This window comes from Arthrobacter sp. B0427-1-12 (assembly GCF_059092905.1).
Genome location: NZ_JBNHIC010000008.1, coordinates 72,174 through 95,299 on the forward strand (window position 1 = coordinate 72,174; position 23,126 = coordinate 95,299).

The following is a 23,126-nucleotide window of genomic DNA, read 5'->3' on the forward strand; positions in this document are numbered from 1 at the left end:
GGGTGCACTATCTGGCGCCGGCCTCCCGGGCGGCGCGCACCGCCGTCGCAATGCCCTTGGTCCACGGTTCGCCGTGTCCGGGCAGCACCGTTTCGGCCCCGGTCGACTCCAGGAGCTCCAGCGACTCCAGGGCCTGTGGCGGATCTGCAGTGGCGGCCGCCGCGACAATCCGGGGGCCCGTCTTGCCGGTGTAGGGATCCAATGTGACCAGCGCGTCGCCGCTGATCAGCACCCCACGCTCCCGCAGGAACAGCGCGCAGGAACCAGCCGTATGCCCCGGCGCATGGATGACCTCCGGCCGACCCGGCACCTCCTGCAGCACCCCCTCGGCCAGCGGCTTCAGCCCCTCCACGCCGTGTACCTTCAGCGCCCCGTTCCGGGCCATGCCAACGAGGATGGGAATGCACCGCGGATACCGGAACGGGTAGAGGAAGGGCGTCTTCTGCCGCTGGTACCGGTACGGGTGGGCGGCAATGTACGCGTCGCCGTCGTGCCCGTAGACAGGCAGGCCCAGCTCGCTCTGGGCCCGGGCGGCGAAACCGATATGGTCGAAATGCGCGTGGGTGAGGACGACCGCCTCGATGTTCTTCGGGTCCAGGCCGATTTCCCGCAGTGCACCCATGGTGTATTCCCACATGGACGGCAGGCCGGCGTCGATCAGGGTGATCCGGCCGCCGTCATTGACGAAGTAGAGATTTACATTGGCGCGCTCCACACGGTACACGCCGTCCGCGACTTTCCTGCTGAGCATCTGGTGCCTCCCTGGAAAAATGGCGCCCCCGGACGTGGGGCAGGCCGGGCGATATCTGCAGTCTAGGGGTCAGTACCCTGACCTGCCACCGGGCCCGTGCCATAGTTAGACTGAAGTTTTGTCCCCGATCAAGGCGGTAATTGCCGATGCGGTTGCAGGAAAAACTGGCAGGAGTGCTCCTCGCAGGAGCCATGGCGCTGACCGGCTGCACAGCGGCGCAGCCTGATGCCGGCGGGAGCGCCGGAGCAGTATCGTCCAGCCCGAGCAGCACCCCGGACCGGCCCGCCGTCACGTTGGCCGAGGGCGGTGCTCCGCCCACCGTACTCACCGGAGAGGCCGGCACGACGTCGGTCGCCGCCAGCGCTGCCCTGTTCACTTCCAGCCCGGTCGCGGTGGTGGCGTACGACGGCGGCGCTGCCGCCACCGACCCTGCTCCCACCGACCCGGCCGTCATCGAGCGGGCAGCGGCGGCCGCCGTCGAGCTGGGTGTGCCGTTCCTGGTAGCCGGGACTGCAGAGCTGGAACCGGAGCTGGACCGGCTCGGGACCAGCACCGTGCTGGTGTTCGGCACCCCGAGTACCGCCACCGGCTGGGAACCCGTCGTCGGAGACCGCACGGTAGTGCCGGAAACTTCCCCGGACCAGCTGCCGCCGTTCGACGCGGCCGCGGACCCGGCCGCCGCCGTCGTACTCACAGCCGGGACCAACCCGGCACACACTGCCGCCGCGGCGACCGCCCGCGCCGCCGGCGCCGAGGTCCTGGCCCTGGGAACGCCCGATCCGCGGGCCGATCCCGCCGCCATCGCCGCGCTGAAGCGGCAGCCGGAACGCTCCGTCATCGCCCTTGGCGAAGGCTTCGGCACCCCCGAGGCGTTGGGCCAGCACACCCAGGTGGCGCGCACCGCCCCGGAACTGCCCGGCGGCGGCCAGACGGTGTTTCCCGGGCGCCGGATGGTGGCATTGTACGGCCATCCGGGCGGCGGAGCGCTGGGGGTACTCGGCGAGCAGGACGTGGACGCGGCCATCCAGCGCGCCAAGGACCAGGCTCAGCAGTACCAGCAGTTCAGCTCCGAACCGGTGGTCCCGGCGTTCGAAATCATCACCACCGTGGCCTCCTCCGAAGCCGGACCTGACGGCGATTACTCGTCCGAAGCCACCCTTGAGCACATCCGCCCCTGGGTGGACGCGGCGGAGGCAGCCGGCGTCTACGTCGTCCTGGACCTCCAGCCCGGAACGACGGACTTCCTGGCCCAGGCCCAGCGCTATGAGGAACTGCTCAAGCGGCCGCACGTCGGGCTGGCCCTGGACCCGGAGTGGCGCCTGTCGCCGGGCCAGCGGCATATGGAACAGATCGGCTCGGTGGACGCGGCAGAGGTCAACCGCGTGGTGACCTGGCTGGCGGACCTGACCCGGGACAACAATCTGCCGCAGAAAGTCTTCATGCTGCACCAGTTCAGCCTGGCCATGGTGGGCAACCGGCCGCAGGTGGACACCGGCCGCAGCGAGCTGGCCATGGTGGTGCACGCGGACGGCCATGGAAATCCCGGCCAGAAGATGGAAACCTGGAACGCCCTGCGCGCGGACCTGCCCGCGAACATCTGGATGGGCTGGAAGAACTTCCTCGACGAGGACACGCCCACGTTCACACCTGCGCAGACCTACAATGACGTGGCACCGAAACCCTGGTTCGTCTCCTACCAGTAGGCGTCTGCCCAGGAGGCGCCTACTCCCCCGCCGCCTCGCCGGCCTGCCGCTGCTGCCCGGGTCCCTTCTGCCAGGGCCACCGCCCGGTGATCTCCAGCTGCAGGGAAAAGCTCAGGAACGTCCGGATCAGCACGATCAGCGCCAGCACCCCGACCGAAGTGAACGTCGGGGTGACCGCAACGGTCTTGATGATGTCCGCGGCGACCAGGAACTCCAGCCCCAGCAGGATGGAGCGGCCCAGGTTCCGCCGGTACGTCTCATAGACCGGCCCGCCGCGCCTGCTCAGCAGCGCCGTGACGGCCAGGAAGCTTGCGGCGGCAGCGCCGACCACGATCACGGCCACACCCACCACGTCAACGGCGGTACCCACCACGCCGATGGCTGATTCGACATCCATGGCTCGAGTGTAGGGATGCCGGCAGGATGTGGCGAGGGCGACGCAGGTGACGGCGGCACCGCCCGCCGTCAGCCGTCGTCGTACCTAAACTGGACACATGGCAGACACCGTCAGCCGGGAGCAGCGCAGTTGGAACATGTCGCGGATCCGCGGCAAGAACACCAAGCCGGAGCTGATCGTCCGCAGGCTGGTGCACGCCACCGGCTACCGGTACCGGCTGCACGGCATGGCGGCCGGAGCCAAGCTGCCGGGCAAGCCGGACCTGGTGTTCGCCGGCCGGCGGAAGGTGATCTTCGTCAACGGCTGCTTCTGGCATTTCCATGACTGCAAGGTCGGGCAGACCGCGCCGAAAGCCAATGCCGATTTCTGAGAGGCCAAGCGCTCCCGGACCCGGCAGCGGGACGCGGTACAGGCAGCGAAGCTGGCCGATCTGGGCTGGGCGGTGCTGGTGGTCTGGGAATGCGAGCTGAAGGATGTGTCTTTGCTGGAGCGGCAACTCTTCGGCTTTCTGGGACCGGTCGCCAAGCCTGGCCAAGGTCTGGCGCCCACGGGACCACAGGGGTAGGGTCATAGAAATCAACGAGTTCCCCAATGGAGGTCAGCCATGACAGATTCACTGCCGGAACCGCAGGATCCCGAGGTACCGGGACCGGATTTCCAGGAACAGCAGGAACCCGTCACGGATGATGACACCGAACTGGAGGACGGGCTTCCATCAGAAGTCCCACTGGAAGCCAATGAGGCAGATGTCCTCGAACACAGCCGCACGGTACCTCTCGACGAAGAGTATCCGCGCGGCTGACCGGCAGTAACGGCAGCTGACGCAGCACAAAGGAGCCAGCCATGGCGGGTTGGAATGCTGACACGGGAGCCGGACCACTCGGTGCCGGAGCACTGACTCTGGTCCAAGGATCAAGCTTCTGTATTTCGGGCCGGGCCGGGGACATGTACTCCGACCGTCCGCACGGCGTGTTCTACGAAGACACCCGCATCCTTTCCCGCTGGCGGATGACGGTCAACGACCAGACGCTGGAGCCTTTGGCCGCGCGGAGCCTGGAGCCATTCCGGGCGGTGTTCATCGGCAGGCCTGCTTCCACCGCCGGCCACGCGGACAGTCCGCTGATCGTGAAGCGCAGCCGCGAGGTGGGAGCGGGCATCCAGGAGGACGTCACCATCCGGAACCACTCCCGTGAACCGGCCGTCTGCGTCGTCGAAATGACACTGGAGACAGACTTCGCCGACCTTTTCGAGGTGAAGGACTCACGGATCACCCGCCACTGGGAGCAGAACTACAGCGCACAGGACGACTCCCTGCTCATCCTCGGCTCCTGGCATGACGTGCGCAAAGGCGTCCTCCTGCAGGCGCCGGGCGCCACGGTCGGCGCCGAGGGGGCGTCCTTCCGGACGGTGATACCGCCGCACGGTGAATGGAATTTCCGGCTGACGGTCTCGCCGCTGCAGGACGATATGGAGACGCCCGTTCCGTTCGAGTACCAGGAGCCGGGGATCTCAGCTGCGGACCGGCGACGCCAGGAGTGGATCCGGAAGATCCCGGCCCCGCAGATCGACAACGTGTCCTTCGCGCGGACCATTCAGCGCAGCCACGACGACATCGGTGCCCTGCAGATCGAGGATCCGGCCCATCCGGACCGCAATGTCGTCGCGGCCGGAGCCCCCTGGTTCATGGCCCTCTTCGGCCGGGACTCGCTGCTGTCCTCCTACATGGCCCTGCCCGTGGATCCGTCCCTGGCGCTGGATACCCTGCAGACGCTGGCGGACCTGCAGGGCACAACCGAGGACCTGCTGACGGAGGAGCAACCGGGGCGGATCCTGCACGAGGTCCGGCTGGGGCTGAGCACCGGCCTGGCTCTGGGCGGCAAGTCCGCCTACTACGGCACCGCCGATGCAACGCCGCTGTTCGTGGTCCTGCTCGGAGAGGTCAGCCGCTGGGGCCTGGCGTCAGAGGCCGTGGCGGCGCTGCTGCCGCATGCGGACCGGGCGCTGGACTGGATCCGTGACTACGGGGACCGGGACGGCGACGGCTTCGTCGAGTACCAGCGGCTCAATGACCAGGGGCTGATCAACCAGGGCTGGAAGGATTCCTGGGATGGCATCAATTTCGCCGACGGCCGGCTGGCCGAGCCGCCCATCGCCCTCTGCGAGGTCCAGGGTTACGTGTACGGGGCCTATATCAGCCGGGCCTGGATGGCGTACGACGCCGGTGACCTGGCTTTGGCGGCGGAGCTGCGGGAACGCGCCGCCCAGCTCAAGCGGCAGTTCAACGAGCAGTTCTGGCTGCCGGACCGCGGCTACTATGCGATTGCACTGGACCGGGACAAGCGGCCGGTGGACGCCTGCGCCTCCAACATTGGGCACTGCCTGTGGAACGGGATCGTCGACGCGGACAAGGTACCCTTGGTGGTGCGGCGGCTGATGTCCCCGGAAATGTTCAGCGGTTGGGGCATCCGTACACTGGCCACGGATATGGGCGCCTATAACCCGGCCAGCTACCACAACGGATCGGTGTGGCCCCACGACAACGCCATCATTGTCACCGGCCTGATGCGGTACGGCTTCGTGCAGGAAGCCCAGCGGGTGGCCATGGCACTCATCGAAGCGGCGGAATTCACCGAACACCGCCTGCCGGAGCTGTTCTGCGGGTTCGACCGGTCCGAGTTCCCGGAGCCGGTGCCGTACCCCACGTCCTGCTCGCCCCAGGCCTGGGCTGCCACCACTCCGGTGCACCTGCTGCGCACGCTGCTGCGTTACGATCCGCACGTCTCGCTGAACGGCATGTGGCTGGACCCGGTGCTCCCGGATTCCCTGGGCCGGGTCCGGATCGCTAACTGTCCTATCGGCAACGGCCGGATCAGCATCGATGTGACCGGCTCCGAGGCCACCATCGAGGGGCTTCCACCGGGGATGGAGTGGCACCGCGAAGTCCGTCCGCCGCTGGCAGATCTTATCGACCTCACTGAACAGCTCAGCAAGACCGGATAACCACGGACCAGGAGCACGCCCATGCGGATTGGATTGATTGCGCCGCCTTGGATTCCCGTCCCGCCCACCGGCTACGGCGGAACAGAGGCCGTCATCGACGCGCTGGCAAACGCTTTCACTGCGGCCGGGCACAGCGTCCTGCTGGCCGCTGCCGCCAACAGCACCTGCCCGGTGGAGCAGGTCGCCGGCTGCGAGGCGGAGAACCGGGCAACCCTGGGGGAAACCCAGTCGGAGCTGCCCCATATCATCCGCGCATACGCCGCAATGACCGGCGTCGATATCATCCACGACCACACCCTGGCCGGCCCGCTCTACCGGCACCGCCCGCCCAGCATCCCGGTGGTGAGCACGATCCACTCCCCCATCACGCCAAGCCTGGCTGAGGTCTACCGGACCTTCAGCCGCGACGTTGCGCTCGTGGCCATCTCCCACAACCAGGCCGGGACCGCCCCGCAGGTGAACATCCGCCGCGTTATCCACCACGGTATCGACGCGGCCGCGGTACCGGTGGGCACCGGAGCCGGCGGCTATGTGTGCTTCCTCGGCCGGATGTCCCCGTGCAAGGGCGTAGTGGAGGCCATCACGGTGGCGCGGCAGGCCGGTATGCCGCTGAAGCTCGCGGCCAAGATGAGCGAACGGGCGGAACTGGAGTACTTCCGCACGGTCGTCGAGCCCCTGCTGGGCCCGGACGAGGAATTCCACGGCGAACTGGACCCCGCCGGCAAAGCCGCGCTGCTGGGCGGCGCCACGGCCTTGATCAACCCGATGCAGTGGGACGAACCGTTCGGCATGGTCATGATCGAGTCGCTGGCCACCGGGACGCCGGTCGTTGCCACGCCGCGGGGCGCGGCACCGGAGATTATCGACCCCGGGGCCACGGGTTTCCTGGCACCGACCATTGAGGAGTTGGCCGCGTGCCTGCCGCACGCGGCAGAGCTGGACCGGCGCAGCTGCCGGTCCGCCGTCGAAACCCGTTTCAGCGCGGAGGCGATGGCCCGCAACTACACGGAATTGTTCACGGAACTGCTCGCGGATCCGGTACCGGCGGCCAGCTCAGCCAGGTAGCGCGGCGCGCCTCCGGCTCAGCCCGCCCTGGGAACGGAGTGGCCGCCGAATACGGTCACGATGATGGATATGACCAGGCTGGCTGCTCCCAGGACCAATCCGGCCGTCGCCGTTTTCTTCCCGGCCCGCCGCCGGTTGCCGCCCATGAGGGCCAAGACGATGGCCAGGGGCCCGAACAGCGAGGCCGCGGAACCGACCACCGGAATCAACGACAGAATGACGGACACGATACCGGTCACCAGCGACGCGATGCCGAGGACATTGCGTCGCTGCCGGTGTTGACGCGGATGCGGCGGCCGGCGGCCGGTGATGGGCTGTGGATGCACTTCAAGCGGTTTGGGCTGGTAAACCTGAGACATTTAGTTCCCCCATGGAAGAGCCAGCAGAGCCGGCGGATCGTGTTGCGCCGGGGGCGGTGCGGCCGCAGCTGCCGCCCGCGGCTGATCCCCCGATTCCCCCTGAACCAGGCACCCGCACTGGCACAGCCAGTGGCCCATGTGTCCCCCAACACAAGGAACTATACCGAATGCGTACCCCCGCTCCGCCGCACATTACATAACTTGGCAGGCACCTCCGGCAGACACGGCCAAAGGATTTCCCAAGCGGCACCGGCGAGTATCGGGACGTGGGCCAGGAAAACGAGAACAGGGGATAACGCATGACTGTGGACCTGTTCATCCGACGCACCACTGGACCACGGACGAAAACATCGCCACCCGGGAAATCCCGATCACGGCGACCTAGGATCTCCGGCTGGCTGAAAACTGGAGCCCGCGGCCAGCCACGGCGCGAAAGCGCCAGGAGAAACCCGGATCTCCACGCCGTCCTAAGCTGACAGGCCCCCAGCTAAGGACACCTGGCGTGGAGATCCGGCGGGTCCTGTCCTCGCCGCGGGTCACGGGGCGAGGTGCGTGGGCGCGAACATCCTCAGGAGCGTTTCAACAACGACGACGTTGGGACCGTCCGCGGCGAAGGAAGCCTCCAGCGCCTCCCGCACTCCCTCCGGCCCAACCCGCAGCGCCGGCACCCCGAAGGATTCAGCGAGCGCCACGAAGTCCGGCCGGGCCAGTTCGGTTGCGGTGGCCTTGCCGAAGGCGCCGACCATGTATTCGCGCAGGATCCCGTAGCCGCCGTCGTCGATAATCAACCAGGTGACCGGGACGTTGTGCTGCCGGGCCGTGGCCAGCTCGGCGATCGAGTACATCGCCGAACCGTCGCCGGAAACGGCCAGGACGCGTCCGCCGGACCGGCTGCCCGGCCCCGGGCTGCCCACTGTCGCCAGGCCGACCGCTCCTCCAATGGCGCCGGGGAAGCCGAACCCGAGGCCGCCCGCGCCCTGCGCGGAGTGGAACTGCCCGGACTTTGCATCCCAGCACGACCAGGCCCAGTAGGCCGCGATGGTCATGTCCCAGAAGGTCTGCATGTCGTCCGGCACCGCGTCCCGGATGTCCGCCATGAATTTCCGCTCCAGGGCCAGGTCCTGGCTGTCCAGCCGGGCCTGCACCTTGGCCAGGGTTTCCTTGACCAGGATTTCCGGGGTCCGGCCGTGCCAGCCCGCAGCCCCTCCGGCCGGCACCTCCGCGTCCGTGAGCGCGGCACCCAGCGCCGCGTCCAGCGCCTCATCCAAGACCGCGAGCGCCTGGCCTGCGTCGGCCCGGATGCCCAGCGCGGGGCGATTGGACTCCAGGACCCGGGGTTCGGCGTCGATCTGGATGATCCGGCCACGGGGCTCCAGCGTGAAATAGTTGCTCGTCACCTCACCCAGGGAGGAGCCGACCACCAGCAGCACGTCTGCGTCCTCCAGGACCTCGGTGACGTAGCGGTCCTCGACCCAGGACTGCAGCGACAGCTCGTGGTTCCAGGGGAAGGACCCCTTGCCGCCCGGCGTCATGACCACCGGGGCCCGCAGCTTCTCGGCCAGGGACAGCAGCTTTTCTTCCCCCCGGCCGCGGCGGGTTCCTCCGCCCGCCACGATCGCCGGACGCTCCGCGGCAGACAGCCAGCGCACTGCCTCCTTGACCAGCTCAGTGCGCGGCGGGTTGTCGAAGGGTTCTGCCAGCGCATCCTCCACCGGCGGCACCACTACCGGGTCCAGCAGCACATTTTGCGGAATCTCGATCCAGACCGGACCCTGCGGCGAGGAGACTGCCTCCGTCCAGGCGTCCATGATGGCGGAGGGAATGCCGGAGGCATGCTGGATGAGCCGCTGGCTCTTGGTCACGTTCGCCGCGGAGGCCTTCTGGTCGTCGAGCTGGTGCAGCATCCCCTTGCGCCGCGCCCCGAGTCCTTCCAGCGGAATCTGGCTGGCCACCACGATTATGGGCACCCCGGTGGCGTACGCCTCCTGCAGGCCGGCCAGGGCCGTCAGCGCGCCCGGCCCGGTGGACAGGAACAGCACGCCGACCTCGCCCGTGGCCCGGGAGTAGCCGTCCGCGGCGAAGGCGGCGTTGTTCTCCACGCGCGCGGAGACGAACCGCAGGTCGGAGCGGGAGAGGGCGTCGAACAGGCCCAGCGCGTGCTGGCCCGGGATCCCGAACACTGTCCGGGCACCCAGCGCGGCCAGGGTTTCAACGACGAGGTCTCCGCCGTTGCGGCTCACGCGTGGCCCCCGGTGGTTGCGCGGCGTGCCAGCGGAGCGGAAAGCCCTTCAGCCACAGCCCGGTCCGCCATGAGCGTCACCAGATCGTAGGCCACGTGCGAGGCCGCAACCCCGGTGATCTCCGCATGGTCGTACGCCGGGGCGACCTCAACGACGTCGGCCCCCACCAGATTCAGGCCGCGCAGTCCGCGCAGGATCTCCAGCAGTTCCCGGCTGGTCATGCCGCCGGCCTCCGGTGTTCCGGTGCCGGGGGCGTGCGCCGGGTCCAGCACGTCGATGTCCACGGACACATAGAGCGGCCGGTCCCCGATCCGGTCGCGGAGCCGGGCGATGACCTCGTCCACGCCCTGCCGGAAGACATCGGCGGAGGTCAGGATGCCGAAGCCGAAGCGGCGGTCGTCCTCCAGGTCCTTCTTGCCGTACAGCGGCCCCCGGGTCCCCACATGGGACAGCGCCTCGGTGTCCAGGATCCCTTCCTCCACAGCGCGGCGGAACGGCGTGCCGTGCGTGTATTCGGCCCCGAAATAGGTGTCCCAGGTGTCCAGGTGCGCATCGAAATGCAGCAGCGCCACGGGTCCGTGCCGCTGGGCCGCAGCGCGCAGCAGCGGCAGCGCGATCGTGTGGTCGCCGCCCAGCGTCACCAGCCTGCCGCCGTCGTCCGTCAGGTCCAGCGCATGCTGCTGGATCGACACGATCGCCTCGTGGATCTCGAACGGGTTCACGGCCATATCCCCCGCGTCCGCCACCTGTACGTTCTCGAACGGGGAAACATCCAGGGCCGGGTTGTAGGGGCGCAGCAGGCGCGAGGCCTCGCGCACATGGTTAGCCCCGAACCGCGCACCCGGACGGTAGGAAACCCCGGAATCGAACGGGACTCCGACGACGGCGATCTCCGCCTTGCGTACCTGGTCCAGCCGAGGGATCCGGGCGAAGGTGGAGGGACCGGCAAAGCGCGGAATCCGCGATGAATCGATGGGACCGAGATTGCCGTTGGCTTCAATGCGGAGTTCTTCCATGGAATTCCCTCGGAATAGTTGTCCAACAGGCATCAGCTGTTTCGTCTCACGCTAATCAGGGGCAGGTGTTGGGTCAAGGGTAGGCTTGTGCCATGGCAGGCTCACGGCGCAGTAATGACGAGAAAAACGACGTTGACGTTCTGATTGTCGGGGCGGGTCCGACCGGGCTGGCCCTGGCAGCCCAGTTGCACGCCCTTGGCATCAGCTTCCAGATAATCGACAAACAACTCGAGCGCGCCAGCCAGTCGCGCGCCCTGGCGATCCAGCCCCGCACCCTCGAGGTGCTTGCAGGAACCGGCATCACGGACAAGCTCATCGCCGCCGGCAACCGCACCGCCCAGATGCGCGTGCATTTCGGCAACCGGGTCAGCAGGTTCGGGCTCTTCGACATCGGCATCAATGACACCGCTTACCCCTTCCTGCTGTTCCTCTCCCAGGCAGAAACCGAACGCATCCTGACCGAGCACCTGGCCCAGGACCGGATCCGGGTGGACCGCGGGTATGAACTGCAGGAAATCGAGCAGGACGACTTCGGCGTCGACGCCCGCATCCGCCACATCAGCGGCGCGATCTCACACACCCGCGCCAGCTACCTGGTCGGCTGCGACGGCGCGCACAGCACCGTGAGGCGGAAGACGCCGATCGGCTTCACCGGTTCCTCCTTCCCGCAGACCTTCATCCTGGCGGACCTCGAGGTCGACGGACTGGAGCGGAAGGCCATCCATTCCTTCATAACCGACGCCGGCGTGATGTTCTTCTTCCCGCTCGGCAGGCCTGCCACCTGGCGGATGCTCAGCCTGCGCCCCCGGAAGGACGCCGGCACGGAGGTCACACTGGCGAAGCTGCAGCAGCTGGCTGACACGTACACGAACGGCAAGGCCCGCCTGCATGACCCGGCCTGGCTGACCGGCTTCCGGATCCAAAGCAAGTCCGCCGAACGGTACCGGGAGGGGCGCGTCTTCGTGGCCGGGGACGCGGCGCACATCCACAGCCCCGCGGGCGCGCAGGGCATGAACACCGGGATTCAGGATGCAGTGAACCTGGCGTGGAAGCTGGCCCTCGGATCCACCGGGGCGGCGACCCCGGAACTGCTGGATTCCTACGACGGCGAACGCTCGCCGGTGGGGCGGACGGTCCTCAGGTTCACCAACCGGCTGTTCAAGTTCGCCACCTCCGCCAACCCGCTGATGAAACTGGCCCGCACCCGGCTGGCACCCCGGCTGATCCCGCTGGCCATCCGGTCCCGGCCGCTGCGCACCGCCGGACTGCGGATGATTTCCGAGCTTGACGTCAACTACCGCCGCAGCCCAATCGTGGAAACAGGCTCCCGGATCATGTTCCGCGGACCGAAGGCGGGCGACCGCCTCCCCGACGCGCCGGTTCTGCGCGCCGGCCGGCCCAGCACGCTGCACGCCGAGCTCGCGGACGCAGGTTTCCATCTTCTGCTGTGCGGTCCGGGCTGGAGCGGGCGCTGGCGCCAGGATTCGCCGTCGTCCTATTCGAAGCATCCGTTCGCGGATTTCCCCGCCGCCGCGGAAGCAACTTCGGTCCACCGCCTGGGCATCGGCGACGCTGCCACCATCAAACCGGCGGCGGACGGACTGGTGTTCAAGCGGCTGGGCCTGCGCCGGCACCAGGCGGCACTGTTCCTGGTCCGTCCGGACGGCTACATCGGCTACCGGTCCGCCGGCACGGACCTGTCAGGCGTGCGGCAGCACCTGGCCAAAATCCTGAACACCCCGGCCGGAGCGGAAGAAGCTGCCATCCCGGCCAAGCTGTAGGAACGCGAACTGACCATTGGTCAGGGGGCAGCCCGCGCCACAGACAACCTAGCGTGACGCGGCCGGCACCAGGGTCCAGAGGACAACCGCTTCCTCGTCATGCGGGTTTTCCCAGGTGTGGGGCTCCCGGCCCGGGAACGTGACGGTGTCCCCGGCCTCGAGTTCGAAGCGTTCGCGGGACAGGATCAGCGTGAAGCGGCCCTGCACCACATGGAGTACTTCGACCTCGCAGTCCACGGAGTAGAAGTCGGATTCGCCCTTGCCGTGCGGGGCGATGGTGGCGCGGATGACCTGCAGACGGTGCTCCGAGCGGGCCGTGACCAGGCGCTCAGTGATGCCCTCACCCCCAAGGCTGATCCGCGGCCCCTCCTCATGCCGGACCAGGTGGGTCTCCGGCTGCGTGAACAGGTCGCCGATGGAAATGGACAGCACCTGGCACAAGGTAACCAGGGAGGCCACCGACGGAGACGTCAGATCCCGTTCCACCCGGCTGAGGAACCCCTTGGTCAGACCGGTGGACTCCGCCACCTGTTCGATGGTCAGGCGCTGGTTCTGCCGGGCGGCGCGGATGCGCGGCCCGATGGCCACCGGCTCGCTGCTCGGTTCAACAGGCAGGGCCTTCATCGGTCTCCTCTTTCATGCGCAGAACTGGAACGAGCTTACCCGTTGATAGCAGCGGCAACACGGCCGGAGATGGCGGGCCGGCTGTCGCCCGGGCCGCACAAGCGTCCGCTGTGACCGGCCTCATGGCCGGCCAGCTTAGGAATCCCCGGACCCGGCCGGTAGCATTGACTACTGCGAAGGGGAGTAGTTCCCGCACACACTCAGGCAGGTGTGCGGAGGACCGTCGACATACTGGCCATCAGGGATGGGGCCCGGCTGTCCACCCGAAGTGCCCACGCCGCCAGGCATCCGCCCCAGGCGGCAATGCACAAGCGGCAATGGGTGCCGACGGCGAGCGAGACCTTCGGTCAGATGACACGTCATTGGCCGGAGTTCCGCTGTATCCACCTCCGGTCGGTGACATGACCACGATCAGGAGAATCCCGCGTGAATGCCACCAAGCCCAACGGCCGCCCCGAAGCCGCCTCCCCGCCGTCGTCCGCTGACATCAAACGCTGGCGCCAGTACCTGGCCGACGAGCGTGCCGAGGCCGCCGTCTACCGTTACCTGGCCGCCCGCCGAGACGGCGAGGAAAAGGAAATCCTGCTGGCCCTCGCCGATGCTGAAGGCCGCCACCAGGCCCACTGGACGCAGCTGCTGGGCGAGAACGCCGGCAAACCGCGCCGCCCCTCCATCCGGAACATGCTGCTCGGTTTCCTAGCCAAGCGCCTGGGATCCGTGTTCGTGCTGGCACTGGCGCAGCGGGCCGAAAGCCGTTCACCGTACGCCAACGATCCCAATGCCACCGAAGCGATGGCCGCCGACGAGCAGATCCACGAAGAAGTGGTCCGCGGCCTGGCCATCCGCGGCCGCAACCGCCTCTCCGGCAACTTCCGCGCGGCGGTGTTCGGCGCCAACGACGGCCTGGTCAGCAACCTGGCCCTGGTCATGGGCATCGGCGCCACCGGCGTCGCCAGCAGCGTGGTGCTGTTCACCGGCATCGCCGGCCTGCTTGCCGGTGCACTGTCCATGGGCGCGGGCGAATACGTTTCCGTGCGCTCCCAGCGCGAACTGCTCAACGCCTCCCGCCCCACCCAGGTCACCCTCATCGCCGCCCCGCAGCTGGACCTGAACGCCAACGAACTGGTGCTGGTCTACCGGGCCCGCGGCATGACCCAGGAGGCAGCCGAGCACCGCGCCGCCGAACGCATGGGCTTCTACAGCTGCGACTGCGACCCCAGCCTCTCCCTGCATCCGGAGAAAGAGAAGCAGGGCGACGAGCACGAAACGCTGGGCACCGATCTGGGCGCCGCCGCAGCCAGCTTCTGCTTCTTCGCCTCCGGCGCGCTGATCCCGATCCTGCCCTACCTCTTCGGGCTGACCGGAGTGGCCGCCGTCGTGCTCTCCGCGGCGCTGGTGGGCCTGGCGCTGCTGGGCACCGGAGCGGTGGTCGGGCTGCTGTCCGGCGCCTCCCCGCTCAAGCGCGCACTGCGCCAGTTGCTCATCGGCTTCGGCGCCGCCGCAGCCACCTACCTGCTGGGCCTACTGTTCGGAACCTCGATCGCCTGAGCCCCGGAATTTACGGCACCTCAGAATAACGATGACGGCCCCGGCGGAATGTGACCTAGCTCCCATTCCGCCGGGGCCCGGGTCTATGCTTGAGGTTCTGGACAGGGCTAATGTTCTGGGCAGGGCTAATGTTTGGGGGACATATGCCGCAGGACCACTTCAATGAAATAGTTCACAACCCGCGCGCGGGCATAAACCGCCCCGCCGCGCGCCAGCGCGGACATGCCCTGCTCCGGCGGCCCCGCGCCGGAGTCGTGCTGCTGGCCCTGCTGCTGGCCGTTGTCCTGTGGGCCACTATTTCCCTGACTGCTCCCGGCGGCCTGCTGCCGCTGATCCGCGGGGCGGACCATCCGACGGCCGGCATCGAGGCGGCAGACAGTCCGCTGGGCCAGCCGCCCGCTGTCCTGGAGTCCTCCAGCCAGTCGTCCAGTTACCGGCTGCAGGAGGCGCCGGATCCGGGGCAGGAGTTCATCGCCTACGATCCGTGCCGCCCCATCCACTACGTCGTGCGCCCGGACCATGGGCCGGCCAACGGACAGGAGCTCATCCGCCAGGCGGTCGCCCGCGTGTCGGAGGCCACCGGGCTGCAGTTCACCTACGACGGCGGCACGGACGAAGCGCCGCAGCAGGAACGTCCGCGGTACCAGCCGGAGCGCTACGGCGACCGGTGGGCCCCGGTACTGATCGCGTGGTCCACCGAGGCGGACACCCCGGAGCTGGCAGGGCAGACTGTGGCCCTGAGCGGCAGCGCCGCCGTCAGCATCACCGGCAAGCCCTGGGTGTTCGTGACCGGCCAGTTGGTGCTGGACGCCCCGCACCTGCGCGAAATCCAGTCCGTCCCCGGCGGCACCGATGCCGCCCGGGCCGTGGTCATGCACGAACTGGGCCACGTGGTGGGGCTGGACCATGTGGAGGACCGGTCACAGCTGATGCATCCGGAGACCACCCTGGCGGTGACCGAGTTCGGCGCGGGCGACCTGGCGGGGCTGGCGAAGCTGGGCCAGGGACCGTGCGTCCCGGAGCTATAACCGGCTCTGCCGTTCCGTATCCTCAGGCGTTCCCGCCGGCGAGCAGTTCGACGGCTTCCTCGGGGCTGTCCACGATGTGCAGGCGCTCCGCCATCGGCTTGCCGGCGGCCAGCGACCGCAGCAGCGGCCAGGCCGGCAGGTCCACCTCCCAGTGCCGCCGGCCCACCAGGATCATCGGCGCCACCACCTCCGGGGTGGAGTAGTAGTTCTCGCACGCGTCCTGGAAGATCTCCTGCAAGGTCCCGGCGGCGCCTGGCAGGAAGACAGTGCCGCCCGTGCACCGTTCCAGCAGGATGGCTTCGCGGATGGCGTTGGCGAAGTACTTGGCAATGCGCGTGGCGAACAGGTTGGGCGGTTCGTGCCCGTAGAACCAGGTGGGGATGCCCAGGCTGGGCGCTCCCTGCGGATAGTCACGGACGACGGCGAACGCGGTCCGCGCCCAGTCCGTCACCGAGGGGCGAAAACCGGGAACGGCGGCCAGGGTCCGCAGCACGCTGGCCAGCCCGGCCTCGTCCGCACCGGAAAGATAGGCCCCGAGGTTGGCCGCTTCCATGGCACCCGGCCCCCCGCCCGTGGCGACCACATGACCGGACTGGGACAGCAGCCGCCCCAGGCGGGCGGCGTCGTCGTACTCCGTGCTGCCGCGGGCGGCGGCGTGCCCGCCCATTACGCCCACCATCCGGCCGGCCAGCGGTCCTTCCAGGGCCTCCTGCAGCGCATCGCCGATCGCGTGGTCGTGCAGCGCAGCAGCCAGGGTGGCATCCAGGCGGCGGGCCGCCTCCGGCTGGCTGGACCACGCGTAGATCCGGGCGTCCGGCGTTGCCTCGTATTCCGCCGCATCGATCCCGGCGTACAGCTCGGCGGGTGTGTAGAGGGCCGAGCGATAGGGGTTGAACGGCACGCCGGGAAGATGCGGGAAGATCAGGGCGCCGCCGGCGCGCAGCTTCTCCTCTGTGCCCGGAGCGAACCGGCAGCCGAGGAACACGGCCCCTTCCGCGTCCAGGGCCAGCAGCGCCTCCGAGCGCTCCTGCAGATCCAGCGACTGCAGGTGCCAGCCGGCCATCGCTGAGGCTCCGCCGGCCAACAGCTCGTCCAGCTCGGCAAGGGTCTGGACCTCGAGCGTGCGCGGCCGCGGGCTGAGCGTGGGCGAGGAATTCATGCGTACAGGCTATCGGGCGGCCGAACAGACAGGCAGCCGGAATAGACAGGACAGCCGGACGGTTGCGGCGGATATGAAGGCGATTACCTACAGCCGCTACGGCAGCCCCGACGTACTCGAACTCACCAACCAGCCCGACCCCAAAGTTCCGCCCGCCAGCGCCCTGATCCGGGTCAAGGCCGCCGCCGTCAATCCCGTCGACTGGAAAATCATGGCCGGTTACCTGGACCCGCTGCTGGACGTGGTCTTCCCGGTGATTCCCGGCTGGGACGTCGCCGGCGTCGTTGAGCAGGTCGGCGTGGACACCCCCGAATTCGCCCCCGGCGATGAAGTCATTGCCTACGCCCGGAAGGATCATGTCCACGGCGGCACCTTTGCCGAACTGGTCACCGCCCCGGTGCGGACCATGGCCCGTAAGCCGGCCGCATTGTCCTGGGAACAGGCCGCCGGCCTGCCGCTGGCAGGGCTCACGGCCTATCAACTGCTGCAGCGCCTGGGCGTGACCGGCGGCGATACCGTCCTGGTGCATGCAGCCGCGGGCGGCGTCGGCTCGCTGGCCACCCAGATTGCCGTGGCCGCCGGCGCCCGGGTGATCGGAACCGCGTCGCCGAAGAACCACGACTACCTGCGCGGCCTAGGCGCCGAACCCGTCGAGTACGGTGGCGGGCTGGCCAGCCGTGTCCGGGAACTGGCGCCGGAGGGCGTAAACCTTGCAGTGGATCTGGTGGGCGGCGTACTGGACGTGACCCGTGCTGTCCTGGCCAAGGGCGGCCGGCACGGCTCGATCGTCGACCAGTCCGTGGCGGCAGCCGGCGGACTGTACCTGTGGGCCCGGCCCGACGCCCAGGACCTGGAGGCGCTGGTCCGGTTGGTCAACGACGGAAAACTGACCGTCGACGTGGCCCGGACCTTCCCGCTGGAACAGGCTGCCGAGGCCATGAAGCTCAGCCAGACCGGACAGGTCCGGGGCAAGGTCGCGGTCTCCGTGGCATGACATGGTCAGGACCGGCCCCGGGCCTTGGTAGCGTCATCTGGTGAAGACGCAGACCACCAAGCGGTTCCTCTTGGCGGGCATGATCATGCTGCCCGCCATCCTGTTCGTGTCCGTCAACCTGCGCGGCCCCATCGTGTCGCCGTCGCCGGTGCTGGGCATCATGCAGGACGAACTGGAGATGTCCGGCTTCGTCGCCGGTCTGCTGACCTCCATTCCGGTGCTCTGCTTTGGCCTGGCCACGCCGCTGGCCGCCGCGCTCATCCGCCGGGCCGGGGCCAACCGGGCCGTGGTCCTGACCTTGCTGGGGGTCCTCGCCGGCACCCTGGTCAGATCCGCCGGCACGGCCGAAGCTGCCCTGCTGGGCACCGTCATCATCGGCGTGGCCATCACGATCGGCAACGTCGCCGTCCCGGTGATCATCCGGCGCGACTTCCGCCCGTCACAAATCGGCATGGTCACCGGAAGCTACACCGCGGGCCTGAATGTCGGTTCCCTGCTCACCGCCCTGCTCACGGCGCCGCTGGCTGCTGCCTTCGGCTGGCAGGTGGCACTGGCCGGCTGGAGCGTCCTGGCCCTGCTGGCGCTGCTCGTGTGGTCGCGGGCAACGCGCCCGGGTCTTCAAAAGTCCGCCGCGGACGACGACGGCGCCGGGGGCTCAGGCGCGGACGCCCGGCAGAGTGCCAGGCAGCAAAGTGCCGCCCGGCAGCCGCGCGGCCCCGGCGCCTGGCGCCGACCGATTGCGTGGGTGCTGACGGTTGGCTTCGGCGGCCAGGCCTTCGCCTACTATGGGGTGACCGCCTGGCTGCCATCGCTGCTGGGCGAAGTCAACGGCCTGTCCGTGGCGGCGGCCGGTGCCAGTTCCTCGCTGTTCCAGATCTTCGGCGTCGTTGGCGCGCTCGGCGTGCCCCTGCTGGCCGCGCGGCTGCCGCTTTCCGCAGTGGCCGGCGTTGTCGGGGCCCTGTGGCTGCCGCTGCCGCTGGGGCTGCTGCTGGCGCCCTCGGCCTGGGCACTGTGGTGCAGCTTCGGGGGCACTGCCCAGGGCGGCGGGCATCACCGTCATCTTCATCGCCATGATGCGGCTGGCCACCAGCGACCGGGAGGCAGGCGGGCTTTCCGCCCTGGTCCAGGGCGGCGGCTACGGCATTGGCGCTTTTGGCCCGCTGATCGTGGGCAGCATCCGCGACGCCAGCGGCAACTGGACCTGGCCCCTGCTGGCGATTCTGGCCGGGACGCTGACCATGGCTGCCGGCGCCGTCACGGGCGGCTGGAGGGCGGACCGGGCCATTCGCCGAAGCAAGGAGCTCGGGCCCAGAAATCCCGCACCCGCCGCAGACTAGCGGATTCTTCCGTCCAGCAGGTCCCGGATCGCCAGGATGCCGCGGACGATCTCGGCGTAGCTGGTGCTCAGCGGCGAGAAGCCCAGCCGGATGCCGTCCGGCGTGCGGAAATCCGGGATGACGTCCTGCCGCCACAGGGCTGCGGTAACCTCCCGCGAGCGCTCGTGCCGGATGGTCAGATGGCCGCCACGCAGCGCTGGTTCCCGAGGCGAGCCGAGCCGGACACCCAGCGGAACCAGCAGTTCGTCGACCAGCGCCAGGGCGAACTCCCCCTGGTCGATGGACTTCCGGCGGACCGCGTCCAGGCCCACCTCCGCCAGCAGGTCCAGCGTGTCCTGGATGCCGATCATGCCCAGCACCGGCGGGGTGCCGCTGATGAAGCTGCCGATGCCGGGACGCGGCTGGTACCCGGCACTCATGGCGAAGGAATCCTGGTGCCCCATCCAGCCCCAGATCGGCTGCCGCAGCCGCTGCTGGTGCTCGGTCCGGACATAGCCGAACGCAGGTGAACCCGGCCCGCCGTTGAGGTACTTGTAGGTGCAGCCCACGGCCAGGTCCACGCCCCAGGCGTCCAGCTCGGCGGGTATGACGCCGACGGCATGGCACAGGTCCCACAGGGCCAGGGCGCCGTGCCGGTGGGCAATCTCCGTGATGGCCGGAACGTCGGCGATGAAACCGGAACGGTAGGCCACATGGCTCAGAAGTACGACGGCGGTGCCCGGGTTCACTGCCTCCCTCACCTGGTCCGGGGTGACGCCGGACTGCGGGTCCGCCTCGATCCAGTGCAGGGCCAGGCCGTGCCGGGCGGCGATGCCTTCGGCAACGTAGCGGTCCGTGGGGAAATTGTCCGTGTCCACGACGATCTCGGTTCGGCCACGGGCGGCTCCGTCCGCAGCCGCTGCCTCCAGCAGCTTGTAAAGGATGACGGTGGTGGAATCGCCGATGAAGGTCTGGCCCTCCCCCACGCCTAGTACCACGCGGCCCAGCCTGTCGCCGAGGGTGGTGGGCAGGTCCAGCCAGCCTTCGTCCCAGCCGCGGATCAGCCGTCCGCCCCAGCCATTCACGATGAAGTCCTGCAGCCGCTCGGCGGTTTTCTTCAGCGGCCGGCCCAGGGAGTTGCCGTCCAGGTAGGCCGCAACGGTCTCGTCCTCGCCTGTGCCGATGAAGCGGTCCAGGTAGCTGCGCAAAGGGTCGGCGGCATCGAGTTCCGCCGCCCGGAGGGCAGCCTCTTCCTCCGCATGGGTCAGGTCGAGAGCAGTCATGCGAATTCCTCCAGTATCTGATCGGCGGCCCGGACCCGGGTGCCCAGCAGCCAGTCGGCGAAAGGTTCCGGTTCCCTGAGAGCTCCGTCCGGCGGCGGCTCGGGCGTCCAGGAGATCCGGCGGACAGGATAACCTGCGGCCCAGGCCGGCGCCAGCGCCCCGATGATCGGCGCGGGCTTGAGCCCTGCGTCCGCCAGGGCCAGGATTTCGCGCCGGTTCAGCCCCTGCGGCAGGGGTCCGTTCCCCAGATCGGTGCCGTAGCGGACCGTTCCCCCGGCCAGGACGAAGCGGCGCAGATTCTCCCGGGCGCGGCCGGCATCAGCTGTCGGGCTGCCCCAGCCGTGGATGTCCAGGGTGCTGATCCACGTCATCCTCTGCGCCATCGCCGTGATCAAGGAGTCCTCCAGAAGTTCCGTCCATGGCGAGTGCGCCAGCCGGTCCACCCCGGCCGCGAAGGCGCGCTGGGCCTGCCCGGCGCCCTGCGCATGCGCCACCACCGGAAGTCCGGCCTCATGCGCGCTGTCGACGACGGCGCGCACCACCTGTGCATCCGGCACCGGTCCGGCCTCGCTGTTGAGGACGAGCTTGATGAACGATGCCCCGGCAGTCGACTGCTCCGCCACCGCCCGGGACGCGTCCGACGCGGACGCCACCTCCCGCCAGCACCCCTCCGGCGCCCAGCTCCGCCCGGCGGGATAACCGCCCGGGGCAGTCAGGAACGCTCCGGCGCAGCGGATGTCCGGCAGGCCGCTGCCCGGGATCCGGCACTGTGCTGCCAGTTGGGAGATAACGGCCGGAATCCAGCCCAGGTCGTGGACCTCGGCCAGGCCATTGCGCATCAAGGCCGGCGCATCCGCCAGACCCAGGTGCACGTGGTGGTCGGTGAAACCGGGAAACACCGTCCCGGGCAGGTGCGCCGCCACCGGACCCGTCCCGTCCACCGGCCGGATCCCGTCCGGGCCTAGCCGCAGCAGGACCGGCCCGCCGCCGTCGTCAGCGCGGCCCGACCACACGCGGTCCGCACTGACGAACGTGACGGAACTGCCGCCGTCGTTAGTCACTTCAGTTCACCGCTCACTTCAGGTCCCCACGCAGGGCGTACAGCTCCGGGAAGAAGGTCACCTCCAGCGCCTTCTGCAGGAAGGGCACGCCGCTGGAGCCGCCGGTGCCGGGGCGGCCGCCGATGGTGCGCTGGACGGTTTTCAGATGGCGGAAGCGCCAGACCTGGAAGTTGTCCTCCAGATCCACCAGCGATTCGCAGGCCTCGTAGACCTCCCAGTGGGCTCCGGCATCCTGGTAGATCTCCCGGAGCGCATCGGCCAGGGCGGGATTGAACTCGTGGCAGCGGGTGACGTCGCGGTCCAGCACCTGGGCCGGAACCGGGTAGCCGCGGCGGGCCAGGAAACGGAGGAACTCGTCGTAGAGGCTGGGCCGCTCCAGCAGCCGGGTGAGCAGGGCCTGCGCAGACGGGTTGTGCTCCTGGACCCGCAGGTGCCGGCGGTCCTTGTTCCCCAGCAGGAACTCCACGCCGCGGTACTGCCAGGACTGGAAGCCGGACGCGTTGCCCAGGACCCCGCGGAACTGCAGATACTCGGCCGGGGTCAGCGTAGCCAGGATGGACCATTGCTCGATCAGCGTGCGCTGGATGTGCTTGACCCGGGCCAGCCGCTTGAGCGCCAGGCGAAGGTTGTCGCCGGCCAGGTCGTCCGCCGCGGTTTCCAGTTCGTGCAGGACCAGCTTCAGCCACAGCTCCGTGGTCTGGTGCTGGATGATGAACAGCAGCTCATCATGGTGCTCCGGTCGGCTGACCGGCTGCTGTGCGGACAGCAGCCGGTCCAGCCGAAGATAGGAGCCGTAGCTCATCCGCTCACGGAAGTCCGTGACCATCCGGGCGTCCGGGTCTCCCTTGTCCTCAGCCATGTAGGCAGTCTAGGGCCTCCGCCGCCCGGCGGGCTCGGGTCAGCGCAGGATGACCGTCCGGTTGCCGTGCAGGATGACCCGGCCCTCGCAGTGCCAGCGCACGGCCTTGGTCAGCGCAGCGACCTCCGCGTCCCGGCCCACGGCCACCAGGTCCTCCGGCGCGTAGGTGTGGTCCACCTCGATCACCGACTGGGCGATGATCGGGCCCTCATCCAGCTCGCTGTTGACGTAGTGCGCCGTGGCACCGACCATCTTCACGCCGCGGGTGTGGGCCTGGTGGTACGGCTTGGCGCCTTTGAAGCTGGGCAGGAACGAGTGGTGGATGTTGATCGCGCGTCCGGTCAGCTCGGTGGCCAGTTCGTCGCTGAGCACCTGCATGTACCGGGCCAGCACCACCAGGTCCACCTCGAACTTGTCGATCAGCTCCAGCAGCCGGGCTTCCGCGGCCGGCTTGGTCTGCGCCGTGACCGGAACGTGGAAGAACGGAATGCCGTGCCAGCCCACCAGGCCCTCGTGGTCCCGGTGGTTGGAGACGACGGCCACCACCTCGATGGGCAGGTCGCCGTTGCGGGCCCGGAAAAGCAGGTCGTTCAGGCAATGCCCGAACTTGGATACCATGATCAGCACCCGGCGCTTCTGCCCGTGCTTTTCCAGGTTCCAGTTCATCCCGAACTTGTCCGCTACCGGCCCGAAGTCCCGGCGCAGCTCTTCGGTGACCGAATCGTCGCCGGTGGATGCCACGTGTACCCGCATGAAGAAGTGCCCCTGCACCCGGTCGCCGTACTGCTTGTTGTCGATAATGTCGCAGCCGTGCTCCACCAGAAAGCCGGAGACGGCGTGGACGATGCCGGGCGATTCGGCGCAGTCCAGCGTCAGCACATGCTCCACCGTGGTCTGCGGCTTGTCGGCCGCCGTGGTTTCAGTCTGGGTCATGGTCATAGT

The 23,126-nt window shown here is 68.7% G+C and carries 20 protein-coding genes and 2 pseudogenes; 11 read left to right on the forward strand and 11 right to left on the reverse strand.

What is annotated here, in order from left to right; genetic code table 11:
* Positions 1-7: 7 nt before the first annotated feature.
* Positions 8-751, reverse strand: coding sequence for an MBL fold metallo-hydrolase (locus AC5RWU_RS07805; protein WP_494031718.1), 744 nt, complete (start codon positions 749-751; stop codon positions 8-10).
* Positions 752-897: 146 nt separating this feature from the next.
* Between AC5RWU_RS07805 and AC5RWU_RS07810 the strand changes: the two genes are divergently transcribed.
* Positions 898-2,454, forward strand: coding sequence for a hypothetical protein (locus AC5RWU_RS07810; RefSeq protein ID WP_494031719.1), 1,557 nt, complete (start codon positions 898-900; stop codon positions 2,452-2,454).
* Positions 2,455-2,473: 19 nt separating this feature from the next.
* Here AC5RWU_RS07810 and AC5RWU_RS07815 read toward each other — a convergent pair whose 3' ends face one another.
* The gene (locus tag AC5RWU_RS07815) at positions 2,474-2,851 is read right to left on the reverse strand and encodes a DUF1622 domain-containing protein (RefSeq protein ID WP_494031720.1); all 378 of its coding nucleotides are present in this window, start codon (positions 2,849-2,851) and stop codon (positions 2,474-2,476) included.
* A gap of 97 nt (positions 2,852-2,948) precedes the next feature.
* Between AC5RWU_RS07815 and AC5RWU_RS07820 the strand changes: the two are divergent.
* From AC5RWU_RS07820 to AC5RWU_RS07835, 4 genes and pseudogenes are all read left to right on the forward strand, one after another.
* A pseudogene (locus AC5RWU_RS07820) lies at positions 2,949-3,416 on the forward strand (very short patch repair endonuclease).
* Between the two features lie 39 nt (positions 3,417-3,455).
* On the forward strand, positions 3,456-3,653 hold the full coding sequence (locus AC5RWU_RS07825; RefSeq protein ID WP_494031721.1) for an Rv3202a family protein: 198 nt from the start codon (positions 3,456-3,458) through the stop codon (positions 3,651-3,653).
* Positions 3,654-3,694: 41 nt separating this feature from the next.
* Positions 3,695-5,851 (forward strand): amylo-alpha-1,6-glucosidase, encoded by a 2,157-nt coding sequence (locus AC5RWU_RS07830; protein ID WP_494031722.1) that lies wholly within the window; start codon positions 3,695-3,697, stop codon positions 5,849-5,851.
* Positions 5,852-5,872: 21 nt separating this feature from the next.
* Positions 5,873-6,916: a glycosyltransferase family 4 protein gene (locus AC5RWU_RS07835; protein WP_494031723.1), complete on the forward strand. Its 1,044-nt coding sequence runs from the start codon at positions 5,873-5,875 to the stop codon at positions 6,914-6,916.
* A 17-nt stretch (positions 6,917-6,933) separates the two neighbouring features.
* Here the strand turns inward: AC5RWU_RS07835 and AC5RWU_RS07840 are convergent, their stop codons facing one another.
* From AC5RWU_RS07840 to speB, 3 genes are all read right to left on the reverse strand, one after another.
* Complete coding sequence (locus AC5RWU_RS07840) at positions 6,934-7,275, reverse strand: hypothetical protein (RefSeq protein ID WP_494031724.1); 342 nt, start codon at positions 7,273-7,275, stop codon at positions 6,934-6,936.
* A gap of 536 nt (positions 7,276-7,811) precedes the next feature.
* On the reverse strand, positions 7,812-9,515 hold the full coding sequence (locus tag AC5RWU_RS07845) for a thiamine pyrophosphate-binding protein (RefSeq protein ID WP_494031725.1): 1,704 nt from the start codon (positions 9,513-9,515) through the stop codon (positions 7,812-7,814).
* On the reverse strand, positions 9,512-10,531 hold the full coding sequence (gene speB / locus AC5RWU_RS07850; RefSeq protein WP_494031726.1) for an agmatinase: 1,020 nt from the start codon (positions 10,529-10,531) through the stop codon (positions 9,512-9,514). Before speB ends, AC5RWU_RS07845 begins: the two co-directional genes overlap by 4 nt.
* Before the next feature lie 92 nt (positions 10,532-10,623).
* On the opposite strand from speB, the gene AC5RWU_RS07855 reads away from it, so the two are divergent.
* The gene (locus AC5RWU_RS07855) at positions 10,624-12,312 is read left to right on the forward strand and encodes an FAD-dependent monooxygenase (protein ID WP_494031727.1); all 1,689 of its coding nucleotides are present in this window, start codon (positions 10,624-10,626) and stop codon (positions 12,310-12,312) included.
* 48 nt (positions 12,313-12,360) lie between these two features.
* Here AC5RWU_RS07855 and AC5RWU_RS07860 read toward each other — a convergent pair whose 3' ends face one another.
* Positions 12,361-12,936, reverse strand: coding sequence for a helix-turn-helix domain-containing protein (locus AC5RWU_RS07860; RefSeq protein WP_494031728.1), 576 nt, complete (start codon positions 12,934-12,936; stop codon positions 12,361-12,363).
* A 426-nt stretch (positions 12,937-13,362) separates the two neighbouring features.
* Between AC5RWU_RS07860 and AC5RWU_RS07865 the strand changes: the two genes are divergently transcribed.
* On the forward strand, positions 13,363-14,484 hold the full coding sequence (locus tag AC5RWU_RS07865; protein WP_494031729.1) for a VIT1/CCC1 transporter family protein: 1,122 nt from the start codon (positions 13,363-13,365) through the stop codon (positions 14,482-14,484).
* A gap of 143 nt (positions 14,485-14,627) precedes the next feature.
* Positions 14,628-15,512: a matrixin family metalloprotease gene (locus tag AC5RWU_RS07870; protein ID WP_494031730.1), complete on the forward strand. Its 885-nt coding sequence runs from the start codon at positions 14,628-14,630 to the stop codon at positions 15,510-15,512.
* Between the two features lie 22 nt (positions 15,513-15,534).
* Here AC5RWU_RS07870 and AC5RWU_RS07875 read toward each other — a convergent pair whose 3' ends face one another.
* On the reverse strand, positions 15,535-16,671 hold the full coding sequence (locus AC5RWU_RS07875) for an LOG family protein (protein WP_494031731.1): 1,137 nt from the start codon (positions 16,669-16,671) through the stop codon (positions 15,535-15,537).
* A gap of 73 nt (positions 16,672-16,744) precedes the next feature.
* Between AC5RWU_RS07875 and AC5RWU_RS07880 the strand changes: the two genes are divergently transcribed.
* From AC5RWU_RS07880 to AC5RWU_RS07890, 3 genes and pseudogenes are all read left to right on the forward strand, one after another.
* Complete coding sequence (locus AC5RWU_RS07880; protein WP_494031754.1) at positions 16,745-17,665, forward strand: NADP-dependent oxidoreductase; 921 nt, start codon at positions 16,745-16,747, stop codon at positions 17,663-17,665.
* A 178-nt stretch (positions 17,666-17,843) separates the two neighbouring features.
* Positions 17,844-18,629 (forward strand): annotated as a pseudogene (locus AC5RWU_RS07885) (MFS transporter); the annotation flags it as partial.
* Between the two features lie 106 nt (positions 18,630-18,735).
* Positions 18,736-19,002 (forward strand): hypothetical protein, encoded by a 267-nt coding sequence (locus AC5RWU_RS07890; protein ID WP_494031756.1) that lies wholly within the window; start codon positions 18,736-18,738, stop codon positions 19,000-19,002.
* Here AC5RWU_RS07890 and AC5RWU_RS07895 read toward each other — a convergent pair.
* From AC5RWU_RS07895 to purU, 4 genes are read right to left on the reverse strand one after another with little or no spacing between them, the layout of a single operon-like run.
* Positions 18,999-20,264, reverse strand: a complete 1,266-nt coding sequence (locus AC5RWU_RS07895) for a kynureninase (protein ID WP_494031732.1) — start codon at positions 20,262-20,264, stop codon at positions 18,999-19,001. The genes AC5RWU_RS07890 and AC5RWU_RS07895 overlap by 4 nt on opposite strands.
* Positions 20,261-21,325: an amidohydrolase family protein gene (locus AC5RWU_RS07900; protein ID WP_494031733.1), complete on the reverse strand. Its 1,065-nt coding sequence runs from the start codon at positions 21,323-21,325 to the stop codon at positions 20,261-20,263. The genes AC5RWU_RS07895 and AC5RWU_RS07900 overlap by 4 nt, the downstream gene beginning before the upstream one ends.
* A 13-nt stretch (positions 21,326-21,338) precedes the next feature.
* Positions 21,339-22,184 (reverse strand): tryptophan 2,3-dioxygenase, encoded by an 846-nt coding sequence (locus AC5RWU_RS07905; protein ID WP_494031734.1) that lies wholly within the window; start codon positions 22,182-22,184, stop codon positions 21,339-21,341.
* A 39-nt stretch (positions 22,185-22,223) separates the two neighbouring features.
* Positions 22,224-23,123 carry a formyltetrahydrofolate deformylase gene (purU, locus tag AC5RWU_RS07910; protein WP_494031735.1) on the reverse strand — a complete coding sequence of 300 codons (900 nt, stop codon included), beginning with the start codon at positions 23,121-23,123 and terminating at the stop codon, positions 22,224-22,226.
* Between the last annotated feature and the right edge of the window lie 3 nt (positions 23,124-23,126).